Origin of the sequence: Streptomyces sp. NPDC006602, assembly GCF_042870385.1 — a bacterium.
Taxonomy (GTDB): domain Bacteria; phylum Actinomycetota; class Actinomycetes; order Streptomycetales; family Streptomycetaceae; genus Streptomyces.
In genome coordinates, this window is the sequence record NZ_JBIAHG010000056.1 from 23,427 (window position 1) to 36,005 (window position 12,579).

At 69.9% G+C, this 12,579-nt stretch carries 16 protein-coding genes; 7 read left to right on the top strand and 9 right to left on the bottom strand.

Going from position 1 to position 12,579, the window contains the following annotated elements:
* Positions 1-4 precede the first annotated feature (4 nt).
* Positions 5-580: an RNA polymerase sigma factor gene (locus ACFYO2_RS46945; RefSeq protein ID WP_388362933.1), complete on the bottom strand. Its 576-nt coding sequence runs from the start codon at positions 578-580 to the stop codon at positions 5-7.
* Between the two features lie 134 nt (positions 581-714).
* On the opposite strand from ACFYO2_RS46945, the gene ACFYO2_RS46950 reads away from it, so the two are divergent.
* From ACFYO2_RS46950 to ACFYO2_RS46965, 4 genes are all read left to right on the top strand, one after another.
* Positions 715-1,185, top strand: coding sequence for a cupredoxin domain-containing protein (locus ACFYO2_RS46950; RefSeq protein ID WP_388362936.1), 471 nt, complete (start codon positions 715-717; stop codon positions 1,183-1,185).
* A complete protein-coding gene (locus ACFYO2_RS46955) occupies positions 1,175-1,345 on the top strand; it encodes a hypothetical protein (RefSeq protein ID WP_388362938.1) in 171 nt (56 codons plus the stop codon). Before ACFYO2_RS46950 ends, ACFYO2_RS46955 begins: the two co-directional genes overlap by 11 nt.
* A gap of 212 nt (positions 1,346-1,557) precedes the next feature.
* A complete protein-coding gene (locus ACFYO2_RS46960) occupies positions 1,558-1,788 on the top strand; it encodes a hypothetical protein (RefSeq protein ID WP_388362940.1) in 231 nt (76 codons plus the stop codon).
* Between the two features lie 52 nt (positions 1,789-1,840).
* Positions 1,841-1,975, top strand: coding sequence for a hypothetical protein (locus tag ACFYO2_RS46965; protein ID WP_388362942.1), 135 nt, complete (start codon positions 1,841-1,843; stop codon positions 1,973-1,975).
* 255 nt (positions 1,976-2,230) lie between these two features.
* On the opposite strand, the gene ACFYO2_RS46970 is transcribed toward ACFYO2_RS46965, so the two are convergent.
* Positions 2,231-2,800, bottom strand: coding sequence for a TetR/AcrR family transcriptional regulator (locus ACFYO2_RS46970; RefSeq protein WP_388362944.1), 570 nt, complete (start codon positions 2,798-2,800; stop codon positions 2,231-2,233).
* A 636-nt stretch (positions 2,801-3,436) separates the two neighbouring features.
* On the opposite strand from ACFYO2_RS46970, the gene ACFYO2_RS46975 reads away from it, so the two are divergent.
* Both ACFYO2_RS46975 and ACFYO2_RS46980 read left to right on the top strand, forming a co-directional pair.
* Positions 3,437-4,003 (top strand): MMPL family transporter, encoded by a 567-nt coding sequence (locus tag ACFYO2_RS46975; protein ID WP_388362947.1) that lies wholly within the window; start codon positions 3,437-3,439, stop codon positions 4,001-4,003.
* Positions 4,004-4,177: 174 nt separating this feature from the next.
* Positions 4,178-5,482 carry a lipase family protein gene (locus ACFYO2_RS46980; RefSeq protein ID WP_388362949.1) on the top strand — a complete coding sequence of 435 codons (1,305 nt, stop codon included), beginning with the start codon at positions 4,178-4,180 and terminating at the stop codon, positions 5,480-5,482.
* A gap of 31 nt (positions 5,483-5,513) precedes the next feature.
* Here the strand turns inward: ACFYO2_RS46980 and ACFYO2_RS46985 are convergent, their stop codons facing one another.
* The 6 genes from ACFYO2_RS46985 to ACFYO2_RS47010 form a co-directional block, all read right to left on the bottom strand.
* The gene (locus ACFYO2_RS46985) at positions 5,514-6,224 is read right to left on the bottom strand and encodes a TetR/AcrR family transcriptional regulator (RefSeq protein ID WP_388362950.1); all 711 of its coding nucleotides are present in this window, start codon (positions 6,222-6,224) and stop codon (positions 5,514-5,516) included.
* A gap of 73 nt (positions 6,225-6,297) precedes the next feature.
* Complete coding sequence (locus ACFYO2_RS46990) at positions 6,298-6,681, bottom strand: Zn-ribbon domain-containing OB-fold protein (RefSeq protein ID WP_388362953.1); 384 nt, start codon at positions 6,679-6,681, stop codon at positions 6,298-6,300.
* Positions 6,682-6,692: 11 nt separating this feature from the next.
* Positions 6,693-7,862 (bottom strand): thiolase family protein, encoded by a 1,170-nt coding sequence (locus ACFYO2_RS46995; protein WP_388362954.1) that lies wholly within the window; start codon positions 7,860-7,862, stop codon positions 6,693-6,695.
* A 27-nt stretch (positions 7,863-7,889) separates the two neighbouring features.
* Entirely contained in the window at positions 7,890-9,134 is a 1,245-nt protein-coding gene (locus tag ACFYO2_RS47000; RefSeq protein WP_388362957.1) for an NAD(P)/FAD-dependent oxidoreductase, read from the bottom strand.
* A 2-nt stretch (positions 9,135-9,136) separates the two neighbouring features.
* Positions 9,137-9,334 carry a ferredoxin gene (locus ACFYO2_RS47005; protein ID WP_388362960.1) on the bottom strand — a complete coding sequence of 66 codons (198 nt, stop codon included), beginning with the start codon at positions 9,332-9,334 and terminating at the stop codon, positions 9,137-9,139.
* A 46-nt stretch (positions 9,335-9,380) separates the two neighbouring features.
* The gene (locus ACFYO2_RS47010; RefSeq protein WP_388362963.1) at positions 9,381-10,610 is read right to left on the bottom strand and encodes a cytochrome P450; all 1,230 of its coding nucleotides are present in this window, start codon (positions 10,608-10,610) and stop codon (positions 9,381-9,383) included.
* A 142-nt stretch (positions 10,611-10,752) separates the two neighbouring features.
* On the opposite strand from ACFYO2_RS47010, the gene ACFYO2_RS47015 reads away from it, so the two are divergent.
* Entirely contained in the window at positions 10,753-12,381 is a 1,629-nt protein-coding gene (locus tag ACFYO2_RS47015; protein WP_388362966.1) for a long-chain fatty acid--CoA ligase, read from the top strand.
* 52 nt (positions 12,382-12,433) lie between these two features.
* On the opposite strand, the gene ACFYO2_RS47020 is transcribed toward ACFYO2_RS47015, so the two are convergent.
* A partial coding sequence (locus ACFYO2_RS47020) for a zinc ribbon domain-containing protein (RefSeq protein WP_388362974.1) occupies positions 12,434-12,579 on the bottom strand: 146 nt, incomplete at its 5' end.

Genomic DNA, 12,579 nt, shown 5'->3' on the forward strand with positions numbered 1-12,579 from the left:
CCGCTCACCGCTTCTCCGCCGCTTCGAGGAGGGCTCGTACCTTGAGCGTCCCGGTCCGGATCCGGGTCTTCGCCGTGCCCAGCGGAACGTCCTCCGCGTCCGCGACCTCCCGCGCCGTCATCCCGTAGATCCCGGCCATCACCAGGGCCCGCGCCTGCTCCAGGGGCAGCTCCGCCACCGCCCGCCGGACCCGCTCCGCGCTGTCGTCGGCGAGCGCCCGCCGCTCGGGCGTCTCGGTCACGATGCCGAGCAGCGCGTCCAGGTCCTCCGGGTCGACCGGGCTCGCCCGCCGGGCCCGTACCGCGTCGATCGCGAGGTTGTGCGCGATCGCCGTCAGCCAGGACCGCACGGAGCCGCGACGGGGGTCGTACACCTGTGCGTGCCGCCAGGCCCGCTCGAAGGTCTGCTGGGCGACGTCCTCGGCGAGCTGGGGGTCGCCCAGGACGGCGAGAGCCACGCCGAAGACCGTGCGCTGGAAACGGCGCACAAACGCGACGGCGAGTTCCGGATCGCCCGTCGTCAGACCGGTGAGCAGTGCCTCGTCGGGGACCCGCCCGAGAAAGAGGCCCATACGCCACATACCAGGGATACGTTCCGACGCCCGGAAGAGATTGCCTTACGTCCATTCTCCGCCCGCGCAATCCCGCGGGCCGCAATCCTTCGGCCCGGCAGCGCCGTACCTCTTGCAGGGGGGACAACCCGGAGGACCGACTCATGACCACCTCGCACATCCACCGCCGCATTCTCCTCGGCGTGGCCGCCGGCGGCCTGACCGCCCTGCTCGCAGCCTGTGGAGGCGGTGGCAACGGCAACGGCAGCAGCAACAGCAACAGCAACGACAACAGCGCCAGCACCAGCCACGGCGCCCAGGTCACGGCAGAGCTGTCCGACTTCCACATCAAGCTCTCGACGGAGAAGTTCCAGCCCGGCCAGTACACCTTCACCGCGAAGAACACGGGCTCACACGTACACGCCCTGGAGATCGAGGGCCCCGGCGGCGAGAACCGCAGCAAGACGGTGGATCCGGGTCAGTCCACGACCCTCACGGTGACGCTGAAGTCCGGCTCGTACGAGGTCTACTGCCCGGTCGACGGACATAAGGACCTCGGTATGAAGACGGAGATCAGCGTCGGCGGGGCCCCGGCACCGTCCGACAACAACACCTCTTCGGGCAGTGCCTACTAACAGAGCGGCCGCGAGGCTCGTCCTGCGCCTGGCCGGCGCCGGGCTGACGGCGGCGATGGCCGCGATCCATCTGAGCCTGTGGGCCGAGGGCTACCGGGACCTCGCCACCATCGGGCCGCTCTTCCTAACGAGGACGACGACCCGCGTCAGCCGACCCTGACGATCGGCTACAACACCGAAGCACAGGCTCGACGCAGTATCCAGGACGCTTCCGACCAGGCAGAAGCCCGCTGGAATTACGCCTTCTGGATCCAGAACCAACTGGTCGTAGTCGGTGACCTCGCCAGCGACCCCGCAGGAGCCACAGCTCGCCGGAAATGGATCAGCGAACTCGGACTTTGGTACGACGAGCCGGCAGACCCCGCAGACTGGATGACGACAGTCGGGTCGCTTGCCGCGCAGATCGAGGCCCACTTCAACCAAGCCTGCTGGCAGCTCGCCCGAACCCTTCACAAGACCGGCGTCATCGACAAGTCCCTCGGCAGACCCGTGCCGGTGATCGTCCACGAGTTGGAGTACTACGAGGGGATCGCACGCCGAACCGAGCTGGCCAACCCGCCAGGACTCGCCGACGATTTCACCGCCTGGGTCCGCACCGGCTGAGGCATTCGGGCAGTTCCAATACCCGACGTCACCATTAGCGCCGGTCGCGCACTTGCAGTTGGAGTCGATCCTCGCGGCCGCCGACCCGGGCAGCGACGTCGAGGACTTGGAGGACGTGTTCGCCCGGCTGGCCCGGGAATCGCAGGGCATCCAGGATATCGCCCTGCTGCTGGAGGACGCCTCGTGAGCGGGCGGGGACGCAGGGCCGTCCTGCCGCCGGCCGACCACTGCACCGAGCTGCCGCTCGCCCCGGACGGGCTGGTGGTAACGGTCGTCAACAACGCGGGATACGGCGTGCTCATCGACCCTCTTGCGGCTATCGGACTCACTTCGGATGGCAAAGGGCAAGGGTGTGGTGTCACGGGATTTGCTCGGGCCGCCGGAGGCCCGACTGTGACTCGCCGAGCACATCGGTCGCCGCGACTGCTCGTCACGCGCTGCGTCAGCGCATGTCCGCCGCATCGAGCAGGACGGCCACGGTGGGAGCGACGAGCCCCGTCGGCGTGTCGGCTTTGACTCCCGCGCGGGCGCTGGCGCCGTCGAAGACCAGGATCAGCTGCCGGGCCAGCAGGTCCGGGTCGCCCGCTCCGCCCTGTTCGGCCTCGGCGCGGAAGAAGGCTGTCAGGATCCCCTTGACCTGGCGGGCGACCCGGCTCGCGGGGTGGCTCTGGTCTTTGAGCTCGATCTGCGCGACGAGGTACCGGCAGCCCTGGAAGTCGGGTGCACTCGCCTCTGATTCCGCCTGTTCGAAGACGTGCAGGATCCGCTCGCGGGGTGGACGGTTGTCGTCGGCCGCGGGAAGGAGCGTCGCCATATAGGCGGAGGCGCGTTCCTCCAGGCTCGCCGCCAGCAGTTCGCCTTTGCTCTCGAACAGCTGGTACATGGAGCGCTTCGACACCCCCGCCGCCTTGCACAGCGCGTCGACGCCGATATTGACGCCGTCTCGGTAGGTGAGCGTGGCCGCTGCCTCCAGCAGTCGCCCTCGGGAGCTCGACTTTGCTTCGGTGGTCATATTGCGAGGTTAACTCGATTCCAGGCCGTTGGAAACCGATCGGTTTGCAGCGCTTGTCGGGGTGATCTATGGCGCCGCCCACGGCCGAGCGGGCCCATGAGGACGGTTCCCACTACTCCGGGGCGACGGTCTTCTCGGGCCCCGTTACCGCGGGGACGTGGTGCAGCCCCTGGGTCATGCCGGCGCGTTACCCCGAAGCCGAAGAGTGCGGCCGCAATGAGGCCGACAGTCGTCATCATCCAGCACCGGGCCAGGGCCGCATCGCCTCGGGCCTCACAGTAGAGGGAGGACCGAGCGGATACCGCTGGCGATCTGTCGCAGCAGCTCGAACTCCGCGAGGAAGCGGTAGAAGCCGGGCGGCGCCTTGATGGGGGTGGCGACCGGACGTCGGCACCCCCATCGCGGCCTCCAGGGTCGGTGCGCTCACCCTCCTTGCCGCGTCGGGCGCGCCCGGCATCGCTCGCCTGCCGGTGCCGTGAGTGCACTCGGTGGCACCCCCATGGCCGGCGCGTCCATCGGCCTCGCAAAGTCGAGGCCCGCGCAGGCCGGTGGCACGCGACTGGTTGCTCGACCTCGCGGCGCGGCCGTTCTCGTGAGTCGGCGGTCTATGGCGACACCCTCGACGCGTTCGGCTCGGTGCGGCTGCCACTGAAGGCCATCGCGATGTACCTGCTGTCGCCGACCGCGACCTTCGGGGTCCTGGTCCGGATCTTCCAGGACGGCCGTCTGCACAACCTGCTCGGCTTCGACCCGACGGGCAACATCGAGCCCGACATGCCGATCATGCTGTTCGGGCTGACCTTCGGGCTCTCCGTGGACTACGAGGTGTTCCTGGTGTCCCGGATGCGGGAGCAGTACGACCAGTTGGGCGACAGCACGCAAGCCGCGGCGACCGGGCGGCTGAGGTCCATCGGCCGGCTGGTCGCGAGCGCGGCGCTGCTGATGTACGTGCCACTGGCGGCGATCGGGATGAGCGATGTGCTGACCATCAAGCTCTTCGGCGTCGGCATGGTGTTCGTGGTCCTGGTGGACGTGCTGGTGGTGTGCACCCTGCTGGGAGCGGCCGTCACGAGACTGCTGGGAAGAGCGGCCTCGTGGGCTCCAGCACCCCTGGCGCGCTTCTACGACCGGTTCGGCATCAAGGAGACCGACGTGCCGTCCGACGACACCGCCGACAAGCCGGTCCCCGTCACCGTGGGCTGACCCCTGCGAGCGGGGTGCCGGTGACACACAGGCACCCCGCCGGGACTCCGATCTCCACCCAGGTCCCGCTTGCGAGACGTCAGCATGTCTTCTAGCATGCGATCCGCTGACCGCATGTACGGTCAATACGCGGTCGCGGCTGTCACGAGAGCATGGTCGAAATAGGGAGCAGTGATGCGTCGACGTCGTGTACGTAAGGCCGGTGTGCGCAGGGCCGGTGTTCGCAAGGCCGCCAAGGGCGTTGTTCCGGTCGCGACGGCATTGCTGGCGCTGGCCGGAGGCGCCGGCGTGGCTTCGGCCACGCTTTCGCCCCTGCCCGCTTCGGTGTTGTCGGCGCCGCAACTGAGCGGCGACGCGTTCTACGTCCCGCCCTCGCCGCTGCCGGACGGCAAGCCCGGTGATGTGATCAGGACCCGGGACGTTCTGCTGTCGTCGTATCAGGGCGCCCGTGTTCAGCAGATCATGTACCTCTCGACCGACCTCCACGACCGGCTTGTGCCGGCGACCGGGATGCTGCTGACTCCGCTGCTGCAGAAGCCCGGCGACGACAATCCGGTGGTCGTGGGCACTCCCGGCACCCGGGGTCTCGACGACAGGTGCGCGCCGTCGAAGCAGGCCGACCTGCTGGAGGCCAGCGCGACCAGCCCGGACTACGAGATCGCCGAGTACCAGCAGTTGGTGGCCCTCGGCATCTCCGTCGTCGTGACCGACTACGAGGGACAGGGCACCCCGGGAGACCCGTCGTACCTGGTCGGGGAGTCCGAGGGACGTAACGCGCTGGACGCTCTCCGCGCCGCCCAGCAGATCAGGGGCTCGGGAGTGTCTCCGGACTCCCCCGTGGGTATCGCCGGCTACTCGCAGGGCGGGCAAGCCGCCGCCTGGGCGGCCGAACTGCAGCCGGCCTACGCACCCGCGCTGCACCTCAAGGGCGTACTGGCCGGTGGCGTTCCCGCCGACATGCTGCAGTTGGTCAATCACCTCAACGGCAAAGTGACCGGGGGCGCCGGATTCGGGCTGTCAACCCTGGTCGGGCTGAACCACGCCTACCCCGAGCTCGACCTGGACGGCAGGCTGACGTCCGAGGGCAGGCTGGTCATCGACCGCGTCAAGCAGTCGTGTTTCATCGAGGACTTCGCCGAGTTCGGCACGACCACCACCGGTCAGGTCACCGACCCCGACGTCCTTTCCGACCCGGCCTGGCAGAAGGCCTACCGAGCCTCTCTGCTCGGCACGAGGAAGCCCGGCGCGCCCGCGTACCTCTACCACGGCACGGCGGACACCATCGTCCCGTTCACCCAGGGAGACATGCTCTACCACGACTGGTGCGCTCAAGGAGCATCGGTGCAGTACGTGGCCCTCCCCGGCCTCGAGCACATCTCCGGGTTCATCGCCGGGGCGCCGGCCGGCGTCCAGTGGCTGGCCGACCGCCTCGCGGGCAAGCAGGCCGTTGCCGGCTGCCACGAAGTGAGCCTTCCCTGATCCGCCGGTCCTTCCACACCCCGGCTTCCCCTCAGGAAGCCGGGGTCGAGGGCGGTTCGCTGGGAGCCGCGGCGTCGGCCAGACAAGAGCGAACGACCTTCAGCACCGCGCCGTCGGGATCGGCAAGCCCCGGCGCGGTCCCCGGGCGGGTGAGCAGGCCGCCGAGCACCATGTCGACGAGACTGGCGCCGACCTCCTCGGCCGTGTGCGGTCCGGACGGGTCGAACCAGGTCCAGGCCCATTGGGCGGAGCCCATCATCAGCAGGCTCTGGAGGTTGGGGTCACCCTGGCGGAACTGGCCGCTTTCCGTTCCCTTGCGCAGGATGCCTCGTACGAGCCCCAGGTACTCCCCGCGCAGGCGTACGCCCTCGCTCATCGTCTCGTGGTCCGCGAGCCTGGCGATCTCCCGTTGGAAGGCCACCGTGGCGTCACGGTCATGTTCTTGGTACAGCACGAAGGCGAACAGCATCCCCGCGAGCTGCTCCGGCGGCGAGGACAGCCGGTTCACGATCAGATACGCCTCGGCGAGCCTGCGGCGCATGTAGGACTCGTGCAGCGCGGCGAGCAGCCGGTCCTTCGTGCCGTAGTGGTGGACGATGGTGCCCTTGGAGATGCCCAGTTCCGCCGCGATGTCGCTGAAGTTGGTGCCGTCGTAGCCGGACTGGGCGACTCGGCGCGTGAACGACTCCAGGATGTGGCCCGACCTGCCCGGGGCGCCCGCACCCGCGCGCCTAGCAGCCATTTCAGGTCCCTCCGTGTTCCCGACGACGAACGCTCCCCACTCTATCGCGTCGGCTGACCGTACGAGCGACCAGTCAGGCGGGCACGGTGAACGCGGGGAACGGCTCGCCCTGGTCCGGGCGCAGGATCGTCAGGACCAGTGCCGTCCCCGGTGGCGGGGCGGAGGAGGCGCCCAGGACCGGTGCGTGCAGCCAGGGCCCTTCGGCGAGTTCGACCAGGGCCTGGATCGTGGCGCTCCCGGCTTCGCCCGGGGTCGACACCGCGGCCACGACCCGCGCCGTGCCCATGGCCTCGACCCATCGCAGGTCCCGTGACTCACAGGCCGTGCACGCTTCGGCGTCAGGGCGGCAGTGGTGGCCGCACGCGTCGCAGCGGCGGATCAACAGCACACCCTCCGTGAGCCCTTCGAACCACGCCGCTGATGCCGCGTCCCGTCGGGCGATGGTGTGCACGGTCATGAAGAGCTCCTTCAGGAGGCGTGCCCGGCGCCGAGCACCAGGGTCGCGTGGTGGTCGAGGACGCCGCCGTTGCCACTGACCAGCGCGACGTCGTGGCGCGGGACCTGGCGGCCCTCCCCAGCCTGGCCGCGTACCTGCTGGACGGCTTCGACCAGGGGGGTCATGCCCCAGAGGTAGAAGCCCGACAGCTGTCCGCCGCCGGTGTTGGTGGGCAGCGCGCCGCCGGGGGCGAGCGCGCCGGAGGCCGCCAGTTCTCCGGCCTCTCCCTTCGCGCAGAAACCGTAGTCCTCCAGGGTGACCAGCACCGTGTAGGTGTAGCAGTCGTAGATCTCCCGGACGTCCACGTCGGACGGGGTGATACCGGCCATCCTCATCGCGGCGGCTCCCGAGGCGGCGGCTCCCGTGACGAGACCGAAGTCGCTGCCCCGCTCCATCACATATCCCGGGTGTGCCTGGCCCCAGCCCCACACATGGACCGGTGGCCTGGGCAGGGCGGCGGCGCGCTCGGCGGTGGTGACGACCACGGCGGCGCCTCCGTTGGACACCAGGCAGCAGTCGAACAGGTGCAGTGGCCGCACCACCCAGCGCGACCGCTGGTAGTCCTCCAGGATCAGCGGCTTGCGGAATTGTGCGGCGGGGTTGTGCGCGGCCCACTCCCGCTGCCCGACCGCGACGGCACCCAGGTGGTCATGGGTGACGCCGTAGTGCGCCATATAGCGGGCGGCGGCCACGGCGTAGCGGTGGTTGACGCTGGTGAATCCGCCGGCTGTCTCCGCGCTGCGGAAACCGGTGGCGGTGAGCGAACTGGAGAGGTACGCGTCCCCGCTCCGGGCGTTCTCGCGCAGCGGCGCGTCCGCGAAGACGCAGACGACGGTGGTCGCGGCGCCGGAGAGCACGGCCGCGGCGGCCTGCGCGACCATGATGCCCGCGGAGGCGCCGAAGGACTGCACCTGGGAGAGCAGGGTGAGGTCGCGCAGGCCCAGACGCTTGGCGAGGCCCAGGTCGAGGCCGGGGCTCTTGCCCGCGTTGATCAGGAGTCCGTCCACGTCCCGCAGTTTCAGGCCTGCGTCCGTCACCGCGAGCCGTACCGCCTCGTCGGCGAAGTCCGCCGCAGTACGCCCGTACACTTTGCCGACCTCGGTCAGGCCGAGGCCCGCGATCGCCGCATGGCGGCCGCTCATCCGGATCTCCCTTCTTCAAGCCGCTCGTCAGGCCACTGCGGTGGTTCGGCGTGCCCGCGCGCTGCGTTCGCGTGCGAAGTCCAGCGCGTCGTTCCAGGTACAACCGCGATTGATCATCACCCGGTACTTCATGACATGGGTGGGGTGGTCGACCGCCAGCGCGCCGGTGAGGCGTTCGCCGGTGCGGTAGAGCGCCACCCATCGCCCGTCCGCCGGATCACCGCTGACCACCCGGACTTCGTCGGCCCGGGAGAACCCGACGAACTGGATGCGGGTGCCATACCAGTCCGACCAGAAGTAGGGGACGGTGGAGTACGGCCGGGCCTCCCCCGGGTTCAGGGCGTTGACAGCGGCAGTCGCGCCCTGCTCGGCGGCGCTGGTCCAGTGCTCGAGCCTCATCGGCCGCCCGAACAACGGGTTGTACCAGTGCGCGACGTCACCGGCGGCGTAGACGCCGGGTACCGACGTGGCCAGCGTCCGGTCGCAGCGCACCCCGTCGGTGAGCGCGACGCCGGATCCGTCCAGCCAGGAGGTGGCCGGGTCGGCCCCGATGCCGGCCACGACGAGGTCCGCGTGCAGCGTGCTGCCGTCCCTGAGTTCGACGCCGATTCCGTCGCCGTCCCGCCGGATTGCCCGCACGCTCACCCCGCGCCGCAGATCGGTGCCGGCCCGGTCGTGCAGCGCGGCGCAGGCCATACCCATCTCGTCGCCCAGGGCCCGGCGCAGGGGAACGTCGGCGGCCTCCACGACGGTCACCGGCAGGCCCCGCTCACGGGCGGCCGAGGCGACCTCCGAGCCGATGAAACCGGCGCCGACGACGACGAGCCGGGCTCGGTCGTCGAGCGCCCGGCGAACCGCCGCCGCGTCGTCGGCCGTGCGCAGGGTGTGGACGCCCGCGAGGCCCTCCGTTCCGGGCAGGACACGGGCGGCGGCTCCGGTGGCGATGACCAGTGCGTCGTAAGGGACCGGGGCGCCGCCGTCCACCAGGACCGTACGGCTTTCGGTGTCCAGGCCGGTCGCGCGGGCGCCGAGCCGTAGGTCGACGCCGAGTTCGCTGCGCAGGGTGTCCTCGGTGCGGAAGGTGGTGTCCGGGGGGCCGCCGGGTGCCTCGGCCAGGTACGCCTTGGACAGGGGCGGACGGTCGTACGGCAGGTGGTCCTCGGCGCCGATGAGCGTGATGGAACCGGTGAAGCCGCTCGCGCGGGCGCCTTCGACAGCGCGCAGTCCGGCCAGGGATGCGCCGACGACGACCAGTCGCTGTGGTGTGGTCACGGCTATCGGTCCTCGGCCAGCCGGAGGGCCTCGGTCGGGCAACTGGTCACCGCTGCCCGGATCTCCGCCAGTTTTCCGTCGGGGACGACGTCGGTGCTGAGGACGAGAGCGCCTTCGTCGTCGACTTCGAAGACGTCGGGCGACAGGGACTCGCAGATGCCGAGGCCGGTGCACTTCCCGCGGTCGAGCAGGATCTTCATGGTCGGGTCGCCTCCTTGGCGTCGAGAGGGCTGAACGAACGAGGGGCTAGGCGGCCGGCCCGAGCTGGACGGGCAGTCGCCGGATTCCGTTGATGAAGTTGGAGCGGAACCGCTCCGGTTCGCCGGCGAGCCGCATGTGCGGGAACCGGGCGAAGAGCCTGCCGAGCAGCACCCGCGCCTCCATCCGGGCCAGGCTGTTGCCCAGGCAGAAGTGCGTGCCGGTGCCGAAGGCGAGGTGGTTGACCGGGTTGCGGGTGATGTCGAAACGGTCCGGGTCGGCGAACACGGCCTCGTCGCGGTTGGCGGAGCCGTAGAACATCACGACCTTCTGGCCTTCCTCGATCCGTTGGCCACCGAGGACGGTGTCGCGGGTCGCCGTACGTCGGAACTGGATCACCGGCGAGTGGAAGCGCAGCGCCTCCTCGATCGCGGACGGCAGCAGCTCGGGGTCGGCGCGCAGGGCGTCCCACTGGCCGGGGTGGCGGCCGAGGGTGAGCACGGCTCCGGTCAACAGGTTGCGGGTGGTCTCATTGCCGGCGATCACCAGCAGCTGGAAGAAGCGGTTCAGGTCCCCGCTCGACAGCCGTTCGCCGTCGACCTCCGCGTTGACGATGGTGCTCCAGATGTCGTCGGTGGGGTGTTCGCGTTTGGCCCGGGTCTGCTCGGCGGCGTAGGCGAACATCTCGGTGAAGGCGGAGACGAAGGACGGCAGGCCGCCGTACGAGGGGTCATCGAGCCCGACCATCCGGTTGGTCCAGTCGTACAGCAGACCGCGGTCGGCGGAAGACACCCCGAGGACGTCGGCGAGGACGCGCAGCGGCATCTCGGACGACACCTTCTCCACCAGATCGATCTCGGTGTCCGGCTCCAGGTCCGCCACAATGGCTTCCGCGTGGGCGTCGACCGAGTCGAACATGCCCTTCACCATGCGCGGGGTGAACGCCTTGCTGACGATGGACCGCAGCTTGCCGTGGTCGGGCGGGTCGATGTTGAGCATCATCTGCTGGAGCGCGGCAACGTCCTTCGGCCGCTGGTCCCTCAGGAACGTCGCTCCCCTGTGCGAGGAGAAGACGGCCGGGTTGCGAGACACCGTGACGACGTCCTCGTACCTGGTCACGGCCCAGAAGCCCGGCCCGCCGGCGAAACCCTCGGAGGCGGGTTCCTCGATCCAGGCCACGGGCCGCGTCCGGCGCAGCTCCGCGAACAGGTGGTGCGGGACTCCGTCGCGGTAGGTGTCCGGATGCCCCAGGTCCGGACCCAGCGTCTGAGCGATCACTCGAACTCCTCGAATCCCTCGTCGTTCTGAACATGCACCGTTGTTATTGACCGTACGTACGGTCTAACGTAAACACGCAGCCTAGCCAACGGTCAACCGCTCGAGTGGGAGGGCGGGGCCGGGACATCAGGAAGGGCACATCATGGACAGCACGATGCAGGAGGCGGAGCTGCTGGTCAGCGGCATCTTCCGGCATGGAGCCGCCGTGCACGCGGACAGCCGCGTCCACCACTACAGGGGAGATACGACCACCTCGACGGCCTTCTCGGGTCTGGCCGAGCGGACCGAGCGGCTGGCCGCCGCGCTCGCCGGACTGGGGATCGGGCGAGACGACGTGGTTGCCACCCTGGCCTGGAACACCCCCACCCATCTGGCGGCGTACTTCGCCGTCCCGGGCATGGGTGCGGTGCTGCACACCCTGAACCTGCGGCTGCACGACGAGCAACTGGTCTACATCGCGGGCCACGCAGCCGACAAGGCCGTCATCGTGGACGCGGACCTGGTGCCGCAGTTGCAGCGGATCATCGACCGGCTGCCCACCGTCCGGCACGTGATCGTCGTCGGCGAAGCACGACTCGAGGCTCCGCCGTGGGTCACCGTGCACGACTACGAGACCCTGCTGGACGGCGCCCCGGCCGGCTTCGACTGGCCGGAGCTGCCGGAACGCTCGGCCGCCGTCCTGTGCTACACCACCGGCACCACCGGCGCCCCGAAGGGGGTGGCGTACAGCCACCGCTCGATCTACCTGCACACCCTGCAGATCTCCACCGGCAGCGCCTACGCGATGAGCGACGCCGACCGGGTGCTGCCCATCGTGCCGATGTTCCACGCCAACGCCTGGGGCTGGCCCTACGCGGCCTGGCTGGCCGGGGCAGACCTGATCATGATCGACCGGTTCCTGCAGCCCGCGCATCTTGCCCGCGCGATCTGCGACCTGAAGGTGACCGCGGCGGCGGCCGTGCCGACGCTGTGGAGCGGACTGGACGACCACGGGGTCGCCACGGGCGCGGACTTCAGCAGCCTCCGGCTGGCCGTGGCAGGGGGATCGCCGCTGTCGGCCGCGCTGGCGGACAGCTTCCACGCCCACCACGGGGTGCGGCTCACACAGGGCTGGGGCATGACGGAGACCAGTCCCCTGCTGACCTTCTCCCGCCCGCCGCACGGCACCCCGGACGACCAGGCGACCGGGTGGACCACCCGCAGCGGCCGGCTCGTGCCCGGGGTGCGGGCCCGTGTGGTGGACGAGTCGGGAGCCGAACTGCCCTGGGACGGCAAGGCCGTGGGAGAGATCGAGCTGAGCGGCCCGACCGTCGCGGGGTCGTACTTCCGGGCCACGGCCGAGGAGCAGGCCGACAAGTTCCGCGACGGCCGGCTGCGCAGCGGTGATCTGGGAGTGATTCACCCGGGCGGATGGGTGGAGCTGAAGGACCGGCTCAAGGACGGCATCAAGAGCGGGGGCGAGTGGATCTCCACCGTGGAGCTGGAGAACGCGCTGGCCGGGCACCCGGCGGTCACGGAGGCCGCGGTGGTGGGCGTGCCCGACCCTCGGTGGGAGGAACGGCCGTTGGCCTGCGTGACGTTGCGCGACGGGGCGGCCGTGACGCCGGAGGAACTGCGGGCGTTCCTCACCGGCCGGGTCGCCCGTTGGTGGCTGCCGGAGCGCTGGGCGTTCGTCGAGCGGATCCCGAGAACGAGCGTGGGCAAGCTCGACAAGAACCGGATCCGACGGTCCTACGCCGACCAGGAGCTCGCGGTGACGACACTGGGCTGAGCGCCGAAGAAAGGGGGTGACTCCTCCCCCGGCTGAAGCCGGGGGCTTCTCGCTATGCCGGGTTGGCCTTGCGACGGACCAGCCCGGCCCGTAGAACGTTGGTGGCTGCCACGGTGTCGGCGTGCGCGTGGTGGCCGCAGGCGACGCAGTGGAACTTTTCCTGTGTGGGCCGGTTCTCCTTGGCGGTGTGCCCGCATT